Annotated in this window: 15 protein-coding genes; 8 read left to right on the top strand and 7 right to left on the bottom strand. The window is 59.7% G+C overall.

Annotated elements, in window-relative coordinates:
* Positions 1-4: 4 nt before the first annotated feature.
* The 4 genes from FS804_RS02725 to FS804_RS02740 form a co-directional block, all read right to left on the bottom strand.
* Positions 5-322: a septum formation initiator family protein gene (locus FS804_RS02725; RefSeq protein WP_004441601.1), complete on the bottom strand. Its 318-nt coding sequence runs from the start codon at positions 320-322 to the stop codon at positions 5-7.
* Positions 323-650: 328 nt separating this feature from the next.
* Positions 651-1925, bottom strand: a complete 1275-nt coding sequence (gene eno / locus FS804_RS02730; RefSeq protein WP_004441599.1) for a phosphopyruvate hydratase — start codon at positions 1923-1925, stop codon at positions 651-653.
* 135 nt (positions 1926-2060) lie between these two features.
* Positions 2061-2906 (bottom strand): 3-deoxy-8-phosphooctulonate synthase, encoded by an 846-nt coding sequence (gene kdsA / locus FS804_RS02735; RefSeq protein WP_144574483.1) that lies wholly within the window; start codon positions 2904-2906, stop codon positions 2061-2063.
* Positions 2906-3781 carry a VOC family protein gene (locus FS804_RS02740; RefSeq protein WP_144574486.1) on the bottom strand — a complete coding sequence of 292 codons (876 nt, stop codon included), beginning with the start codon at positions 3779-3781 and terminating at the stop codon, positions 2906-2908. Before FS804_RS02740 ends, kdsA begins: the two co-directional genes overlap by 1 nt.
* A gap of 272 nt (positions 3782-4053) precedes the next feature.
* On the opposite strand from FS804_RS02740, the gene FS804_RS02745 reads away from it, so the two are divergent.
* Both FS804_RS02745 and FS804_RS02750 read left to right on the top strand, forming a co-directional pair.
* A complete protein-coding gene (locus tag FS804_RS02745; RefSeq protein ID WP_063949036.1) occupies positions 4054-4533 on the top strand; it encodes a MarR family winged helix-turn-helix transcriptional regulator in 480 nt (159 codons plus the stop codon).
* Entirely contained in the window at positions 4523-5398 is an 876-nt protein-coding gene (locus FS804_RS02750) for an amidohydrolase family protein (RefSeq protein WP_144574489.1), read from the top strand. The genes FS804_RS02745 and FS804_RS02750 overlap by 11 nt, the downstream gene beginning before the upstream one ends.
* Before the next feature lie 310 nt (positions 5399-5708).
* Here FS804_RS02750 and FS804_RS02755 read toward each other — a convergent pair whose 3' ends face one another.
* Together FS804_RS02755 and FS804_RS02760 are read right to left on the bottom strand one after the other, a co-directional pair.
* Positions 5709-7124 carry an aminomethyltransferase family protein gene (locus FS804_RS02755; RefSeq protein ID WP_144574491.1) on the bottom strand — a complete coding sequence of 472 codons (1416 nt, stop codon included), beginning with the start codon at positions 7122-7124 and terminating at the stop codon, positions 5709-5711.
* 155 nt (positions 7125-7279) lie between these two features.
* A complete protein-coding gene (locus tag FS804_RS02760; RefSeq protein WP_144574494.1) occupies positions 7280-8011 on the bottom strand; it encodes a GntR family transcriptional regulator in 732 nt (243 codons plus the stop codon).
* A gap of 282 nt (positions 8012-8293) precedes the next feature.
* On the opposite strand from FS804_RS02760, the gene FS804_RS02765 reads away from it, so the two are divergent.
* Positions 8294-9214, top strand: a complete 921-nt coding sequence (locus tag FS804_RS02765) for a methylenetetrahydrofolate reductase (protein WP_144574496.1) — start codon at positions 8294-8296, stop codon at positions 9212-9214.
* 58 nt (positions 9215-9272) lie between these two features.
* Here the strand turns inward: FS804_RS02765 and FS804_RS02770 are convergent, their stop codons facing one another.
* Positions 9273-10070 (bottom strand): crotonase/enoyl-CoA hydratase family protein, encoded by a 798-nt coding sequence (locus FS804_RS02770; protein ID WP_063949040.1) that lies wholly within the window; start codon positions 10068-10070, stop codon positions 9273-9275.
* Positions 10071-10214: 144 nt separating this feature from the next.
* Between FS804_RS02770 and FS804_RS02775 the strand changes: the two genes are divergently transcribed.
* The 5 genes from FS804_RS02775 to FS804_RS02795 all read left to right on the top strand — a co-directional run bounded on the left by FS804_RS02775 (position 10215) and on the right by FS804_RS02795 (position 16796).
* The gene (locus FS804_RS02775) at positions 10215-12050 is read left to right on the top strand and encodes a feruloyl-CoA synthase (RefSeq protein WP_144574499.1); all 1836 of its coding nucleotides are present in this window, start codon (positions 10215-10217) and stop codon (positions 12048-12050) included.
* Complete coding sequence (locus FS804_RS02780; protein ID WP_144574502.1) at positions 12047-12808, top strand: SDR family oxidoreductase; 762 nt, start codon at positions 12047-12049, stop codon at positions 12806-12808. The genes FS804_RS02775 and FS804_RS02780 overlap by 4 nt, the downstream gene beginning before the upstream one ends.
* Before the next feature lie 4 nt (positions 12809-12812).
* Positions 12813-14405, top strand: a complete 1593-nt coding sequence (locus FS804_RS02785) for an acyl-CoA dehydrogenase family protein (RefSeq protein WP_144574506.1) — start codon at positions 12813-12815, stop codon at positions 14403-14405.
* 66 nt (positions 14406-14471) lie between these two features.
* A complete protein-coding gene (locus FS804_RS02790) occupies positions 14472-15620 on the top strand; it encodes an ABC transporter substrate-binding protein (protein WP_144574509.1) in 1149 nt (382 codons plus the stop codon).
* A 141-nt stretch (positions 15621-15761) separates the two neighbouring features.
* Complete coding sequence (locus FS804_RS02795; protein ID WP_063949045.1) at positions 15762-16796, top strand: branched-chain amino acid ABC transporter permease; 1035 nt, start codon at positions 15762-15764, stop codon at positions 16794-16796.
* The last annotated feature ends 1 nt before the right edge of the window (position 16797 follow it).

The raw sequence follows: 16797 nt of genomic DNA on the forward strand, positions 1-16797 counted from the left end.
TTAATCAGAAATATGTGTTCATGATGACGATTTCGTCCGTTCGGGACATGTTCAGCTGGTACCGGGAAATCTCGTCGATCATGTCCCGTTCGAGCGATCCGTCACTCAACAGCTCCACCTGACGCTCCAGCGCCACGCGCGCCTGGGTCAGCTTTGCAAGCTCCGCCGTCCGGGTGATACGCTGCCGCTCCAGCCGTTCGGTTGCCTGAAGCCCGAAATCGCCATGGATCGAATGATAGCCGAAATAGGAAAGAAAAGCGATGGTAATGGCTGGAACGATCAGCCGACCGAATCGTCTCTTTTTATGATGCCTGGTCCACATGCCGGAGAGATGCCTCAAAACGCGTAACGTGAGTCTGAGACTAGAGCGGATTGTTTAACTATCCGTTGACCTTAAATTATGAGCGGCAATTGGACATGAAAAAAGCCCGCCGGAAGGCGGGCTGTAATGGCAACGACGTTAAGAGAACGCTCGTCATGCCAGACTTGATCCGGCATCCAGCCACAGCGCGTCTGCGTTGTGAGAAGAGTCTTTCGCGATCAAAGACTTGATCGCGCTGGACCCCGCATCAAGTCCGTGCGCACTATACCGCTCGCCCCTGAAACGAGCCCGCCAGGCAGCGGGCCATATCATGAACTCCGAACGCGAATTAACCGCGAAGGATCGAACGGCCGGCGTAAGCAGCCTGGGGACCGAGCATTTCTTCAATGCGGATCAGCTGGTTGTACTTTGCGAGCCGGTCGGAACGGGCGAGCGAGCCGGTCTTGATCTGACCGCAGTTCGTCGCGACTGCGAGATCGGCGATGGTGGAATCTTCCGTTTCGCCCGAGCGATGCGACATGACGGCGGTGTAGCCGGCCTTGTGGGCGGTTTCGACCGCGTCCAGCGTCTCGGAAAGCGAGCCGATCTGGTTAACCTTGACGAGGATGGAGTTGGCGACACCCATCTTGATGCCGTCGCGCAGACGTGCGGAGTTGGTGACGAAGAGATCGTCGCCGACCAGCTGGCACTTGTTGCCGATGAGATCGGTCAGCGCCTTCCAGCCATCCCAATCGTCTTCAGCCATGCCGTCTTCGATGGAGATGATCGGGTACTTGGCAACCAGATCTGCGAGATATTCAGCCATCGCGCCCGATTCCAGTGTGCGGCCTTCGCCCTCGAGAACGTATTTACCGTTCTTGAAGAACTCGGTCGATGCACAGTCGAGGCCGACATACATGTCTTCGCCCGGACGGTAACCGGCCTTTTCGATCGACTTCATGATGAAATCGAGCGCTGCGGGCGCGCTTTCGAGGCCGGGGGCGAAACCGCCTTCATCACCGACATTGGTGTTGTGGCCCTGCGCAGACAGTTCTTTCTTCAGCGTGTGGAACACTTCCGAACCCATGCGAACGGCTTCGCGAATGTTTTCCGCGCCAACCGGCAGGATCATGAATTCCTGGAAGTCGATCGGGTTGTCGGCATGCGCGCCGCCGTTGATGATGTTCATCATCGGAACCGGCAGCAGATGCGCGTTCGGTCCGCCGACATAACGGTAGAGCGGCAGACCCGAGGCTTCGGCTGCAGCCTTGGCGATGGCGAGCGACACGCCGAGGATGGCGTTCGCGCCAATGCGCGACTTGTTCGGCGTACCGTCCAGCGCGATCATCATCTGGTCGATCTGGATCTGGTTTTCAGCGTCGAAGCCGCCGATTGCGTCGAAGATTTCCGTGTTGACGGCTTCAACAGCCTTTTCCACGCCCTTACCGAGATAACGCTTGCCGCCATCACGCAGCTCAACCGCTTCATGCGCGCCGGTGGAAGCGCCCGACGGAACGGCGGCACGGCCCATGGAGCCGTCTTCGAGGTACACATCGACTTCAACGGTCGGGTTGCCGCGGCTGTCGAGGATTTCGCGCGCGATGATATCGGTAATGGCAGTCATGGTCTCTCCCTTGGGAATGGAACAGATATTTTCCGTCGCCTGTCTTAGACGATGGCGAAGAAATTACAATGACGGCGGGCGGCAGAAACGGGACGCCCGCCATTAAAATCGATTGGCACGAGCCGCGTCGTACACTCAGCCTTTAGCCACAGCGTCAAAGGCAAGCAGCTTTTCAAGCAGTTTCGGCATGTCTTTCAGATGCACCATGTTCGGGCCATCGGAAGGCGCATTGTCCGGGTCCTCGTGGGTCTCGATGAAGAGACCTGCAACGCCAACGGCGACTGCTGCGCGAGACAGCGTCTCGACAAATTCGCGCTGACCGCCGGTGGAACCGCCCTGCCCACCAGGCTGCTGCACGGAATGGGTGGCGTCAAACACGACCGGCGCGCCGAGCGACGCCATGATCGGCAGCGAGCGCATATCGGACACCAGCGTGTTGTAGCCGAAGGATGCGCCACGCTCGCATAGAAGCACGTTCGGATTGCCGCTTTCATTCAGCTTGGCCAGAACGTTCTTCATGTCCCAGGGCGCCAGGAACTGGCCCTTTTTGACGTTGATGACGCGGCCGGTTTTCGCGGCGGCGACGAGAAGATCGGTCTGACGGCTGAGGAAAGCCGGAATCTGCAGCACATCCACCACGTCGGAGACGACGGCGCATTGTTCCTCAGTGTGGATATCAGTCAGAACAGGAAAACCGAATTCCTTCTTGAGATCGGCGAAAATCTCCATAGCGCTATCAAGACCGATGCCGCGCTTGCCGGAGAGCGAGGTGCGGTTGGCCTTATCGAAGGACGACTTGTAAACAAGGCCGATGCCCAGCTTGTCGCAGAGTTCTTTCAAAACCCCGGCGATCATGAAGGCATGCTCGCGGCTCTCCATCTGGCAGGGGCCGGCGATCAGCGAGATGCGCTCGCTATTGGAAAAGGAAACCTTGCTGGCGCCATCGCCGGCGGTGACTTTGAGATTGTTCATAACGCTCATCATTTTTCCTCGAAGGCGAAGGCAACACCTTGACCGGGTGCGGCGGGGACCACCAGACGGCCACACACTTCTGCTGACGACACGCCATTAGCAGCAAGCACCGCCGCTGTCACGGCAAGATCGCGAACGGAAAAGACGATACCCGTTCCGCGCAAACCGCCCGCGGTTTCGCTGGATGCATCTATCGCCGCGTCGCCGAAGGCAGGCTTTTCCGTCACTCTGATCGCCGCATTTGCCGTCGGAAATATGGTGTCACCCTCGGGAGACAGAGTGGATGAAACGCCGAACACCGCCTCGACCAGCTCCCCTGCCCTCTGATCCGCGCCCGGGCTCAGGACGATTTCAGCGAGCCCGGTGACGCCGTTCGCATGGCGCTCCAGCGCGGACCGGTCACCCGGCAAGGCTTTGACACGCTGGCAGCTGAACAGGAAAAAATCTGCAGCCGATCCGCTTGCGGCAAACGCCAATCGAAATGACGCTTCGCTTCTCGATCCATCTGGCATCTGCACCGGTCGCGAAAATTCGAAAATATCGCCGGCGGATAAGTCCGATGAGATAAACCGCTGATGATCGGCAAGGGCGTCTTTCGTTGCTGCGACAAGGGCGGAGAAACCTTCTCCGTGCCGCGCCCGGAAGTCGCAATCCCTGCCGGTGAATACATCGGACTTCGCAACAGACTGACGGTATTTAGTCGGATCATGAACTGCAAGCGGCTCCAGATAGGTGCCGTCTGCGATGAAGACACAAGCGTTCATCGTGCCGAAGGGATGGATCGCCTCAGGCGCCACCGTGAAACCGAGGTTAGACAGTCGCGCCGTGGCGACATCGATATGCGCAACGGGCAGGACGAGATGATCGACAGGATAAGGTTTCAACTGAACGGCCTCCGCGGACGCAAAATCGGTCCGGCCACAAAAGCACGCCGATGATCAAGAGGCAAACGGTCAGAGTTTGGAAACGCAGGCTCGTGTCCGCGGTGTTTCAATTCTGAAACGCCCATAATTGTTGACTTGTAAACATTCCATTCGTAGAGTTACAGAGGATTGGCCGGGTTTGATGTGGCTTCCTGTGAAGGGTATGATGTTGCTGGCCGCGCTCCGTTCGACAGACGCGGTTCACGCCTCGCAAAGCATGAAACGGAAATAGCATGGACCAACTCCCTCGCAGGATGACCGACGTCAATCTCGACCGGCTGGAGACAGCGCTCGGTTTCCTCATCCGCCTCGCCCAGCTCAAGACCTATGACGATTTTTTCACGGCGCTCGGGGATTCGGGCATGCGGCCGGGGGAGTTCTCCGTGCTTTTCGTCATCATGCACAATCCCGGCATTCGTCAGACAGCGCTCGGCCAGCGGCTGATGATCAAGCGCGCGCATATGACGAAACTGATCCGTGCTTTCGAAGACAGGGGCCTGGTGACCCGCCGTGTTCCCGATGACGATCGCCGCGCCATCGAACTGACGCTTTCCGCGGAAGGCGTCGCGCATGTGCGCAAGGAAAGCGAGTGGTTCTTTTCGCACGAGTCAACGCTCGGCGCGGGCCTGACCACGGTCGAGCGCGATCAGTTCATCGCCCTGCTACATAAATTTCTAGGCATGAATTTGGGAGAAACAGGCCGTGAATATTGATGAACTCGTCGCCATAGATGTGCATACCCATGCCGAGGAGCCGTGCTGCGGCCCGCGCGATGATGGTTATGATGAATTTCAGGCCGGCATGGCGAAATATTTCAAGAACCCCGCCGGTCACAAGGGCATGTTGCCCACGGTGCAGGAAACCGCCGCCTATTATCGCGAGCGCAAAATCGGCTGCGTGATTTTTCCGGTCGATGCGGAACGGGAAACCGGTTTTCGCCGCTATGAAAATGAAGAGGTGGCGAAGATCGCTGCCGAGAACAGCGACATCATGATCCCTTTTGCGTCGATCGACCCCGCCAAGGGCAAGGCCGGCGCCCGCGAAGCGAGGCGTCTGGTGCGTGAGTTCGGGGTGAAAGGTTTCAAGTTTCACCCGACGATGCAAGGCTTTTACCCCAACGACCGCATGGCGTACCCACTTTACGAAGCGATCGCCGAGGAGGGTGCAATCACGCTTTTCCACACCGGTCAGACCGGGGTTGGCGCTGGCCTGCGCGGCGGCATGGCAATGCGGCTGAAGTTCTCAAATCCCATCCACCTCGATGACGTCGCGGTCGATTTCCCCGACATGCCGATCATTCTCGCGCACCCCTCCTTCCCGTGGCAGGAAGAGGCGCTCTCCGTCGCCACCCACAAGCCGAATGTGTACATCGACATGTCGGGGTGGTCGCCAAAGTATTTTCCGCCGATCCTCGTGCAATATGCCAATTCGCTGCTGAAACATAAGATGCTGTTCGGATCGGACTGGCCGGCGATGACACCGGAGCGCTGGCTCAACGATTTCGCCAATATTCCGATCAAGGACGAGGTTCGTCCGCTGATCCTCAAGGAAAACGCAAAAAGGCTGCTGAAGCTCTGAGAACAGAGGCACCTGTCATTCCATGGGCCCCGGTGTTGAATGAACTGACCCCCGAAAGTTGGACATCAACCTTCGGGGCTTTTGTTTGCACGAATGAGCGCCTGAAGGGTCGGCAATCGTCGCAAAAAGGCAAAGGCCCACCGTTTACGGCAGGCCTCTTTATTCGTTCACGCGGTTCCAGTGAAATCTGGACACCACTCAGTTCATTGCATTGTTCAGGTCCCTCAGAGCCGCAAAACCCACTGACGCGCCTTTGCCGGGCCTGCGCGGGGTCGCGCCGTGTCATCTGCACGGCGCAACCTCAACCCTGTCAGAAGGCTTTTTTGGTGCGCCAGCTGTCTGCGTAATTGTCACGGGCTTCGGCTGCATAGGGCGTCGGCGAGACGCGGACACGGATTTCTTTCTGCTTGTGGCGCTCCGTCGAGGTCTTGCCAGAACCGCCGTTCGGCTCTCCCCAGACGAGGGTGAGAACGTCGCCGACGTTGATATCGTTTTCAACGATGCCAAGCGAAAGCATGCAGCGTTCATTGTAGGAATAACCGGTGAACATTGACATGCCGACCTGCTTGCCACCCTTCAAGATAAGATCCGCGCCGGTGGAAGCGTAGTTGGCCTGCGGGAAGTCGATCCATTTGTAATGGTCTTCGCCTGGACGGAACGCGGATGCGATGACATCCACCACATCTTCGGCGTTCCACTCGAAGGTGACCTTCTTGCGCTGCGTCTTGCCTTTCATGGCCTCCAGAGCCGACTTTCCGATGAAGTCATCCTTTTTCCAGCCGATATAGAAGTCGTAGCCCAGCTCGAACGGGTTGACGTAATAGTCCTCGATATTGTCGGAAACGAAGCTGCCGCCGATCGCGCCCGTCGCCTCATAGCTGTCGGCGCCCAGCCAGTCGCGATAGTCCTTCAACATGCCGTCGCCGGTGTAGATGCCCGGCAGTGGCGACGGGATCCAGCCCGATTCAAGCGTGTTGGTGGAATAGGCGCGGCTGCCGCAACGCACGAGATTGACGCCGGCCTCCTTGGCTGCTTCCAGAAGGCAGGAGAGGATGTAGCTCTTGTCTTCATAGGGCCCCCAGACCTCGAGGCCCGGCGCGCCAGACATGCCGTGGCGGAGCGCCTGGACCTTCTTCGAGCCGATATTGATCCAGTCGACATGGAAGAACTTGATGTCAGGTATTGGGCCGCGGTTCAATTTCTCGAAGATCTTCGGCGCATCGGGGCCTTGGATCTGATAGCGGTAATGGGTGCGCAGCACGCGCTCGCCTTCCGGCCGCGACGGGGACCGCGGATCGTGCTTGATGCGGACGTTCCACTTGCCATAGGCCGCGCAGAACATCAGCCAGCTGGAGGTCGGTGCACGGCCGACGAGGATGAACTTGTCCTGCCGTTCACGGAAAATGATGTGGTCCCCGATGACGTGCCCGTTCGGCGTGACCGGAACGAAGTGCTTCGCGCGATTGAGGTCGAAATTCGAGAAAGAGTTGATGCCGTGATGGGCAAGAAATTTTTCGGCATCGGGGCCTTCGACGATCAGCTCATCCATATGATGGGACTGGTCAAACAGGACCGCGCCATCGCGCCAGGCAGCCTGCTCGGAGCGCCAGTTGCTAAACTCCCCGGCGACAACCGGGTATACATACATACCGATTTTCGAGTTGCGAAGCATTTCAACCGGGTTCGGATATTGCTTCAAAACCTCGGTCAGACTGGAATTCGCCATCATTATCTCCTCCCTGGCAATCACGTCTATGTATACATGAAACGCCGGGCATCGATAAATTGCAAGCGGAAAATTTGGTGTTTTACGAGCGCATCGGCAAAAACAAAGGCGGCTCCTAACGGGGCCGCCAGCATATTTCCTGAGGTTTCCGGGGCTTAGTCGCTGATCAGCGCCAGACCAGGCATCTGCGCGATCAATTCCGGCGCTTCGCGGATCATGTATTCAAGATTGGTGCGCGCCGTGCGCGAATGCTCCCGCGCGACTGCCTCCGCACGGGCGCCCTCCCGCGCAGCAATGGCCGCCACGATTGCCTTGTGCTGCTCCTGCGCACCCCTTAGCGACCGGCGAAACGCGCCGATATTTGCCTTGTCGGGAAGGAAAGCGGAAGGTGACGCGAACGGCAGTGAACTTGCGCGCTCCACCTCACGGCGAATCATCTCGCTGCCGCAGAGCGCCGCAAGCTGATGGTGAAACACCTGATTGAGCGCGGAGTAACGATCAAAATCGACGTCATCGACACGGTCGCCAAAGCACAGATCCAGCTCGTGTATCGTGCGCCCAATCTCCTCGAGCGCCCCCCTTGAAGCGCCGCGTTCCGCCGCTAGCCTGGCTGCCGTTCCCTCCATGACGCCGCGAATTTCAATGGCATCCACGACATCGGCATAACCGAACCGACGCACGACAAACCCGCCGCCGGGCAGGCGGTTGAGCAACCCCTCCTCCGTCAGGCGGGAAAGCGCCTCGCGCACGGGGGTTCGGGAGATATCCAGAAGTTCGGCTGTCGGCACCTCAAAGAGCCGCATACCGCCGGGGAGCTCGCCACTCAGGATTTTTTCCCTGAGTTCGATCACCGCCCGGCCGCCATGTGTTGCCGCATCGCCCTTCATACCACCCTCCGACCTGCCGCCATTACGTCGCGGCACCTGTTCCACAGTGTATACACCGCCACTCGCCCGTTACGAGATATAATCCTCGCCGTGGTTTGTGACCAGCCAAGGATAGCGTGAGCTCGACGTAAGAGATTGGAATACCCCGAAAAATTCGAACGATGTATTCACCGAGACTAAATAAGCCAAGCAAAATGTCAATATTTCAGATTTTTTGCGACTTTTTGATTGAAACGCCGAGCATTATGTATACATAATCGAGCCTCGCTAAGGGAGAAAGCGATGGGATGGTCAAGTGTCTGGGAGAATTCGGCTCCGGTGGAACCCGCGGTTGCGGCCGGCGACATCGTTCGTGGGTGGTCAATCGAGGTCATGCCGCGCACGGCGGCGAAGATCGCCAAATTCAAGGATATTCTGCCTGAGGGCACGCGGGTCTATATCGCTCACATAGAGGGCACGCCGATTGCCGACATGGTATCGACCGCAAAACGCCTGAACGATGAAGGCTTTCCAGTGATGCCACACATTCCGGCCCGGGGCATCAGAGGTAAAAGCGAGCTGGAGGACTTGCTGAAGCGCTATCGGGGAGAGGCTGGCGTGACGCAGGCGCTCTTGCTCGGCGGCGGCCAGAAAGAAGCGGTCGGCGCCTTCTCGAGCTCGATCGACATGATCGAGACCGGTCTTTTTGACCAGATGGGCTTCACGCATCTTCATCTGGCCGGTCATCCCGAGGGCAATCGCGACATTGATCGCGACGGCTCATCGCGCGGGGTCGATCAAGCCCTGTTGTGGAAGCAGAATTTTGCTGACCGAACAGACGCCCGGCTCGCTTTGACCACCCAGTTCGCTTTCGACGCCGATGTCGTCACGGAATGGGCGACGCGGATCCGCGCGATGGGCGTCACGATCCCGATTCATGTCGGCGTTGCCGGACCGACCAAGCTGCAGACGCTGATAAAATTTGCCATTGCCTGCGGAGTCGGGCCGTCCCTGAAGGTGCTGCAGAAGCGCGCGCTCGATCTTTCGAGGCTTTTCGTTCCCTATGAGCCGACCGATGTCATCGCGGGGCTCGTTGCCCATAAGGCGGCTCATCCCGATAGCCTGATCGAGCAGGTTCATATCTTTCCGCTGGGCGGCATTACGCCGGCCGCTGAATGGATGAAAAAACATGCATCATCAGCGGCTTTCGCCAATGTCGCCTGAGAAAACCTTTTCCCAGGCGGCATCGCCCTATTGCGAGGTGACCGCATTTATCGACGGATCAGGCCGTCGCATCCGGCGCTTTCAGCCTCGCGGCACGCTTTTCAAGGAAGGCTCGCAGACGCTCCTCGGCTTCGGGGCTGGCTGCCGTGAAAGAGGAAATGAAGGATTCTACGAACAAGCCGTCGTCCTTGGCCATGTCCTGAATGCGGGGAAGCGCATTGATGACCGCGTAGTTCGACAGCGGCGCATTGGACGCGGCCGCGGTGGCGAGCTGATGCGCCTTGGCGAGCGCCTCACCGCGCGGCACCACATATTGTACGAGGTTCCATCGCTCGGCTTCGTCCGGCGAGGCAACACGGCCGGTCAGCATCATGTCGCTCATGCGGGCAACGCCCATCAGCCGGGCGATGCGCACAGACCCGCCGCCTCCGACGAAGATTCCGCGCTGGCCCTCTGGGAGCGCAAAAAAGGCGCTCTCATCGGCAACGCGCAGATGGGTGGAGGCCGCAAGCTCCAGTCCGCCGCCGACCACGGCGCCATGCAGCGCCGACACCCAGGGAATGGTGCCGTGTTCGATCTGCGAGAAGACGGCATGCCAGCGGCGGGAGCCACGCACGCCTTCGATCGGGGTCTTGGAAATATGCTCGCCGAGATCGAGACCGGCGCAGAAATGATCGCCGTGCCCGAAGATGACGGCGGCGCGCGCTTCACTTTCCGCCCTCGCCGCGGCACCGGCAATGGCTTCCACGAAGCGGTCGCTGATGGCGTTGCGTTTTTGCGGCCGGTTCAGCCCCACAAGGGCGACGTCGCCGCGCAGTTCATAGGTGACGAATTCGTCTGTCGTTTTTTCGTTCATGCCGACGTCTCCAATAGTCCAAGGCAAATACACAATTAGCTTTCCGCATTTTGTTTACAAGGATATTATTTTCTTGTAATCATTTTTTTGACAAAAGATTATTTGCACGGTCACGTGAATGACGTCTGGGAGGAGGTCGTGACGATGAAGGTGAAGCTTTGGTCGCCCAATGTCGCATGGGAGAAGCGGCCGAACGGCGAGATCATGGTCTGGCGGAACGATCCGCTTGGCCCCTACCCGCACAAACTCAATGAACGCCTCGTTCACTGGGCGGTGACAACGCCTGATCGCACCTGGATGGCGGATCGACAGGGGCGTGAACCATGGCGTGAAGTCAGCTATGCGCAGGCCCTCGATAAGGTCCGCCGTATCGCCCAGTTCCTGCTTGACAAGGAGCTCTCGGTCGAAAGGCCGCTTCTGGTCCTTTCGGAAAACTCCATCGAACATGCGCTGATGGTGCTTGCGGCCCAGCATGTCGGTATTGCCTCGGCAGCGATCACCCCGGCCTATGCAACCGCGTCCGATCTTGGCAAGCTTCACGATATCCGCAGGCAGATCACACCCGGCATGGTATTTGCCGAGGATGCGGCACCGTTCCGGCGCGCCCTGGAAGAGGTGTTTGGTGACGGCACGCCGCTCGTCGGCCTCAGCAATCTGCCGCAGGATCGTCCCAACACATTCCGGTTCGACACGTTGCTCGAGACCGTGCCTACGCAAGCGGTGGATCGCGCCTTCGATTCGGTTGGCGCTGATACCGTTGCCAAATTCCTTTTCACGTCAGGCACGACCGGCTCGCCCAAGGCCGTCATTCAGACACAGCGGATGCTGTGCTCCAATCAGGAGATGATTGCCGACTGTTATGCCTATTTTCGCGATGAACCGCCCGTGGTCGTTGACTGGGCGCCGTGGAACCATACGGCAGCCGGCAACAAGGTTTTCAACCTCGTCATCTATAATGGCGGCACCTATTATATCGATCGAGGCAAGCCGAGCCCGGCCCTGATCGGCCAGACCATCGATAATCTGCGTGACGTTTCTCCTACCTGGTATTTTAACGTTCCCGCTGGCCACGAGATGCTGGTTCAGGCGATGCGCAAGGACGAGGCGTTGTGCCGCACCTTCTTTCGTGACCTGAAATTGCTGATGTATGCCGGCGCGGGGATGGCCCAGCACACCTGGGATGCGCTGATCGAGCTTTCGGTTGCGACGGTCGGCCATGCGGTCCCGATGGGCGCCGGCCTCGGCTCGACGGAGACCGCCCCCTTCTCGCTGTTCTGCACCAAACCGCAGGAGAAGCCAGGCAATATCGGCATCCCCGCGCAAGGCGTAACGATGAAGCTCGTGCCGGTCGATGATCGATTTGAGCTGAGGCTGAAAGGCCCGAACATCACGCCGGGTTACTGGCGTAACGCAGAGCTGACCGCGGCCGCTTTTGATGAGGAAGGCTTCTATCGCATCGGCGATACGGTGAAGTTCGCAGTTCCTGAGGATCCTCGCCAGGGCTTTTATTTCGATGGCCGCATTGCCGAGAATTTCAAGCTGCAGACAGGCACCTGGGTTGCTGTCGGGCCGCTGCGCGCTCAATTCGTCAACATGTTCTCGGGCCTCATCCGCGATGCTGTCATCACCGGCGAGAACCGCGGCGAACTCGGAGCGCTAGTGGTTCCCTTCATGCCGGCCCTGCGCGAGCTTGTTCCGGGCTCACACCAGCTGTCCGATGCAGAGATCATCCGGCATCCCATTGTGAGGGCGCAGATTGCCGCAAAGCTTTCCGCGCATCAGAAACAGGCAAGCGGTTCTGCAAGCCGCGTCATGCGCCTTCTGGTCATCGAAGACCCCCTTCGCTTCGAAAAGGGTGAGGTCACGGACAAGGGATCGATCAATCAGCGTGCAGTCCTTCTGCATCGCAAGGAACTGGTCGACACACTCTACGGCGATGCGCCCCAGGTCATCACGGTCAACAAGGAGGTGGCAGCATGAAAATCGAAGGCGCAGGCGCTCTTGTCACAGGTGCGGCATCCGGCCTCGGCGCGGCAGTGGCCCGCATGCTCGCGGCCCGCGGGGCTGCGGTCACGATTTTTGACCGGAATGGTGAAGCCGGCCAGAAACTGGCGACGGGAATCGGCGCTACAGCCGTTCAGGGTGACGTGGCAAGCGATGCCGATGCGCAACTCGCGGTCAACGCGGCAGCCTCCGCCAAGGGCGGGCTTCGCATTCTCGTTAATTGCGCCGGGGTCGGCACGGCCGGCCGCATTCTCGGGCGCGAAGGCCCTCAGCCGCTTGGTGGTTTCGAAAAGGTTATCCGCGTCAACCTGCTCGGTACCTTCAACATGATGCGCCTTGCAGCCGCCCGTATGGCTGAGGCGGAGCCGATCGACGGCGCAGACAACGGCGTGATCGTCAATACGGCCTCGGTTGCCGCCTTTGAAGGTCAGGTGGGACAGGCAGCCTATGCCGCGTCAAAAGGCGGTATCGTTTCGCTGGCCCTGCCCGCGGCGCGTGAGCTTGCCCGCTTCCGCATTCGGGTCAACACCGTCGCGCCGGGCATCTTTATGACGCCCTTGCTCCAGGGTTTGCCACAGGAGGTTCAGGAAAGCCTTGCGAGCCAGATACCCCATCCGTCCCGGCTCGGCGATCCCGCCGAATTCGCCGATGCGGTCCGGTTCCTCATCGAGAACGATTACATGAACGGCGACGTCATCCGGCTGGATGGCGCGATCCGCATGCAGCCGCGGTGATACGATGAGTTTTTCAAGGCAGGCCACAAGCACATTAGAGCTTCTGAAAGCAACGCCGGGCTGGCGTCGTATCCAGTCGGTTCGCGGCGATTGTGACGATGCTCTCGCCGAGGCCGTTCTCCACGAAGCGGCACGTTTTGCCGAAACCGTTCTTGCGCCGCTGAACACAGCGGCCGATCGTCAGGGCTGCACTGTCGTCGATGGCCGCGTTCTTGTTCCCGACGGTTTCGGTGATGCTTTCAGCCAGCATGGGGCCGATGGCTGGCTCGCCATGGACGTGCCGGAACGCTTCGGTGGCCAAGGCCTGCCGCTATCGATCCAGACCGCTTGCGCACCGCTTTTCGAACGCGCCTGTGTCGCGTTGATGATGGCCTCCGGGTCTACCCGAGCGGCCTGCCATCTGATCGCCGAGGTGGCGGACGATGCCGTTGCGAAGGAATGGGTTCCGCGTCTTGCGCGCGGAGAATGGGCGGCGACCATCTGCATCTCGGAGCCGGATGCCGGTTCTGATCTTGCGCGGCTGCGCAGCCGCGCTGTCTTGAGAGACGGTGCGTGGCGCATCACCGGCTCGAAATTCTGGATATCTTTCGGCGATCACGACATGGCGGGCCGCATCGGCCACTGTCTGCTTGCCCGTACCGGTGAGGAGATCGGGACACGCGGCCTCAGCCTGTTTCTTGTGCCGGATGAAATCGACGGCCACCGCAATGGCGTCAGCTTGGACCGCATCGAGGAAAAGATGGGCCTGCACGGCTCGCCCACCTGCGCCCTGCGTTTTGAAGCTGCACGCGGCATCTTGCTCGGCGAAGAAGGACGCGGTCTTGCCCAGCTATTTGCCATGATCGAGTTGATGCGCCTGCAAACCGGCTGTCAGGGACTGGGGCTCGCCTCGGCCGCCATCGACATTGCGGAGAGCTATGCGCAGGAGCGTCTCCAGGGTGGCGATCCGGCAAAACCCGCCATCCCGATCGCGCGCCACCCTGATATACGCCGCCAGCTCGAAGAGGCGCGGCTGCGCACGGAAACGCTGCGGGCCGCAACACTCGAACTTGCCACCGTCATGGACCTTGCCCGGCTCGAGCAGAATGAGAATTTGCGGGCCGATTTGCGGGCGCTGTCGGGCTGGCTGTTGCCGCTCGTCAAGAATTTTGGTGCGGATGCCGGATTTACCGTCGCCAATCAGGCCATACAGATCTTGGGCGGGGCGGGTTACACGCGGGAATGGCCGCTGGAGCAATATCTGCGCGATGCGCGCGTGATGACCATTTACGAAGGCACCACTGGCATGCAGGCAATCGACCTTCTGACCCGCCGGCTTTGGCGCGATGGCGGAAGGGGCCTCGAGGTTTTTCTGGAACGCGCCCGCGAGGACCTCGCCGATTGTCCGACGGCAAAAGCAGGAGCGGCGAAGGCTACGCTTGAAGCTTTCGAGGCCGAGAGCCGGCGCATGGCCGCACTCGTAGATCAGCCTGAGACGGGCCTCTGGCAGGCCAACGCCTATCTAAATGCCGCCTGGGATGCTTTCGCCGCCTGGATGGCTGTTCGGGTCGAAGCCCTTTCAGCACTGCAACATTCGACGGCGGGGGAAGCTGCCTGATGTCGACGAGATACTGAAATGCATTTCCGGGCGCTCGTGAACGTCCGATCATTGGGAGGAGAGACAATGAAAAAGCGTATGATGACATGGATGGCAACGGCTGTTGCCCTGACGATGACGGCCGGCTCGGCTTTCGCCGATATCACCATTGGCGTGACCATTCCGACGACCGGCCCGGGCGCTGCACTCGGCATACCGCTCAAGCAATCGATCGAATTATGGCCGTCCGAGATCGACGGTGAAAAGCTGAAGGTCATCCTGCTTGACGATGCCGGTGACCCCTCGGTTGCCACCACCAACGCGCGCCGCTTCGCCAATGACGATAAGGTGGATGTGATCGTCGGTTCTGCCCTCACGCCGGCTGCGATTGCTGTCGCAGGTGTGGCGAACGAGACGGAAGTGCCGCATTTCGCGCTCTCGCCAATTCCGCCGACGGCCGCAAAGAAATGGAACTTCGTCATGCCGCAGTTCTCCACCGTCCTGGTGAAGAGCATGTTCGCCCGCATGCAGAAGGACGGTATCAAACGCGTCGCCTTTATCGGTTTTGCCGATTCCTACGGCCAGCAGTGGGTCGATGCGCTGAAGACCACGGGCAAGGATTATGGTCTCGAACTGGTTGCGGAGGAGCGTTATGCCCGCGCCGATACCTCTGTTTCCGGCCAGGTGCTGAAGTCGCTTGCCGCGCGTCCGGATGCCGTGTTCATCGGCGCATCCGGCACGGGTGCCGCCCTGCCCCAGATCGGCGTGCGCGAGCGTGGCTTCAAGGGCAAGATCTATGTCGTCTCGGGTGCGGTCACCTTCGATTTCCTGCGGATTGCCGGCAAGGCTGTTGAGAACACCGTGTTTTCCTCCGGCCCGGTCATGGTCGCGGAAGATCAACCGGACAGCTCTCCGACCAAGGAACAGGGCCTTGCCTATCTCAAGGCTCTCGAAGCCAAGTTCGGCGCGAACGCCCGAACCCAGTTCGGCTCGCATGTCTGGGATGTGATGGTGATCCTGAAGAAAGCCGTTCCGGTTGCGCTCAAAAAGGCAAAGCCCGGCACGCCCGAGTTCCGTGTCGCACTGCGCGATGCCATCGAGACAAGCGGGCCCTATAACGCCACGCACGGTGTCTATGAGTTCAAGGCAGACGATCATTATGGCCTCGACCAGCGCGGCGTCGTGCTTCTGACGGCGAAAGACGGAAAGTTCGTACTACTGCCCGACGATAAATAATCGCCGGCACTTAACATCGACCGGGGAGCCTGCCTCCCCGGCCCTGCCGCAAGCCCTTGGCGTCAGCGATACCCGCCGCGGATCGCCTGCCATTCAAAATATCCGTCACGCCTTACCGAGAGCCAAACCAAAGGGTGCATTTTGGACGCGACAATTGCCACATTCCTGATCCAGGACGGCGTCACCAATGGTGCGATCTACGCGCTGCTGGGGCTTGCCCTCGTTCTGGTCTTCGCCGTCACCCGGGTGATCTTCATTCCACAAGGTGAGTTTGTCGCCCATGGTGCGCTGACGCTCGCGCTACTCGATGCCGGGCGCGTACCTGGCACGCTGAAGCTGCTGTTATGCATGGGCGCCGTGGCCCTCCTGCTCGACCTCTGGGGAATGCGTCGGGGCCTGCGCCTCTCGGCGCTGCTGCGCGCGATGGCCATCAACCTTGCGCTGCCGGGCCTCATTTACGGGCTGGTCGCCATTCTGGCGCCCATGCAACTGCCATCGTTCCTGCGCGCGCTCATTACGATCGCGATCATCGCGCCGATGGGATATTACGTTTACCGTATCGCCTACCGTCCGCTTGCCGACGCCTCCGTGCTCGTGCTTCTCATTGCTTCCGTTGGCGTGCATCTGGCACTGATGGGGCTCGGGCTTGCCTTTTTCGGCCCGGAGGGCCTGCGTGCAGCGCCGTTGAGCGACGCCGGCTTCACGCTCGGGCCGATGCTCGTCAGCGCGCAAAGCATCTTCATCTATCTCGCGACAATTCTGGTGATGGTCGGCCTTTACTTCTTCTTCGAAAAGACGCTGCTCGGCAAAGCCCTGAAGGCAACGGCCATCAACCGGCTCGGAGCACGCCTCGTCGGCGTTCGAACGGAACTGACCGGTGTCACCGCCTTTGTGCTCGCCGCTGCAATCGCGGCGGTATCGGGTGTACTGATTGGTCCAATCACCACCATCTTCTACGATACGGGCTTCCTGATCGGCCTCAAGGGCTTCGTTGCCGCCATTCTCGGCGGCATGGCAAGCTTCCCCGTCACGGCCATTGCCGCGATCGGCGTCGGGCTGATCGAGGCTTTCGCCTCCTTCTTCGCCAGCGATTTCAAGGAAATCATCGTGTTCGGCCTGATCGTGCCTGTGCTGATCTGGCTTTCCTTCGGTGCCAGCCATCATGAGGAAGAGTGAT

Origin of the sequence: Agrobacterium sp. DE0009, from assembly GCF_007680755.1 — a bacterium.
GTDB lineage: Bacteria > Pseudomonadota > Alphaproteobacteria > Rhizobiales > Rhizobiaceae > Agrobacterium > Agrobacterium tumefaciens_B.

Bases quoted from the DNA above. Each gene is read 5' to 3' on its own strand.
- FS804_RS02725 (WP_004441601.1), bottom strand. From the start codon at position 322: ATGTGGACCAGGCATCATAAAAAGAGACGATTCGGTCGGCTGATCGTT.
- eno (WP_004441599.1), bottom strand. From the start codon at position 1,925: ATGACTGCCATTACCGATATCATCGCGCGCGAAATCCTCGACAGCCGC.
- kdsA (WP_144574483.1), bottom strand. From the start codon at position 2,906: ATGAGCGTTATGAACAATCTCAAAGTCACCGCCGGCGATGGCGCCAGC.
- FS804_RS02745 (WP_063949036.1), top strand. From the start codon at position 4,054: ATGGACCAACTCCCTCGCAGGATGACCGACGTCAATCTCGACCGGCTG.
- FS804_RS02755 (WP_144574491.1), bottom strand. From the start codon at position 7,124: ATGGCGAATTCCAGTCTGACCGAGGTTTTGAAGCAATATCCGAACCCG.
- FS804_RS02760 (WP_144574494.1), bottom strand. From the start codon at position 8,011: ATGAAGGGCGATGCGGCAACACATGGCGGCCGGGCGGTGATCGAACTC.
- FS804_RS02765 (WP_144574496.1), top strand. From the start codon at position 8,294: ATGGGATGGTCAAGTGTCTGGGAGAATTCGGCTCCGGTGGAACCCGCG.
- FS804_RS02770 (WP_063949040.1), bottom strand. From the start codon at position 10,070: ATGAACGAAAAAACGACAGACGAATTCGTCACCTATGAACTGCGCGGC.
- FS804_RS02775 (WP_144574499.1), top strand. From the start codon at position 10,215: ATGAAGGTGAAGCTTTGGTCGCCCAATGTCGCATGGGAGAAGCGGCCG.
- FS804_RS02780 (WP_144574502.1), top strand. From the start codon at position 12,047: ATGAAAATCGAAGGCGCAGGCGCTCTTGTCACAGGTGCGGCATCCGGC.
- FS804_RS02785 (WP_144574506.1), top strand. From the start codon at position 12,813: ATGAGTTTTTCAAGGCAGGCCACAAGCACATTAGAGCTTCTGAAAGCA.
- FS804_RS02790 (WP_144574509.1), top strand. From the start codon at position 14,472: ATGAAAAAGCGTATGATGACATGGATGGCAACGGCTGTTGCCCTGACG.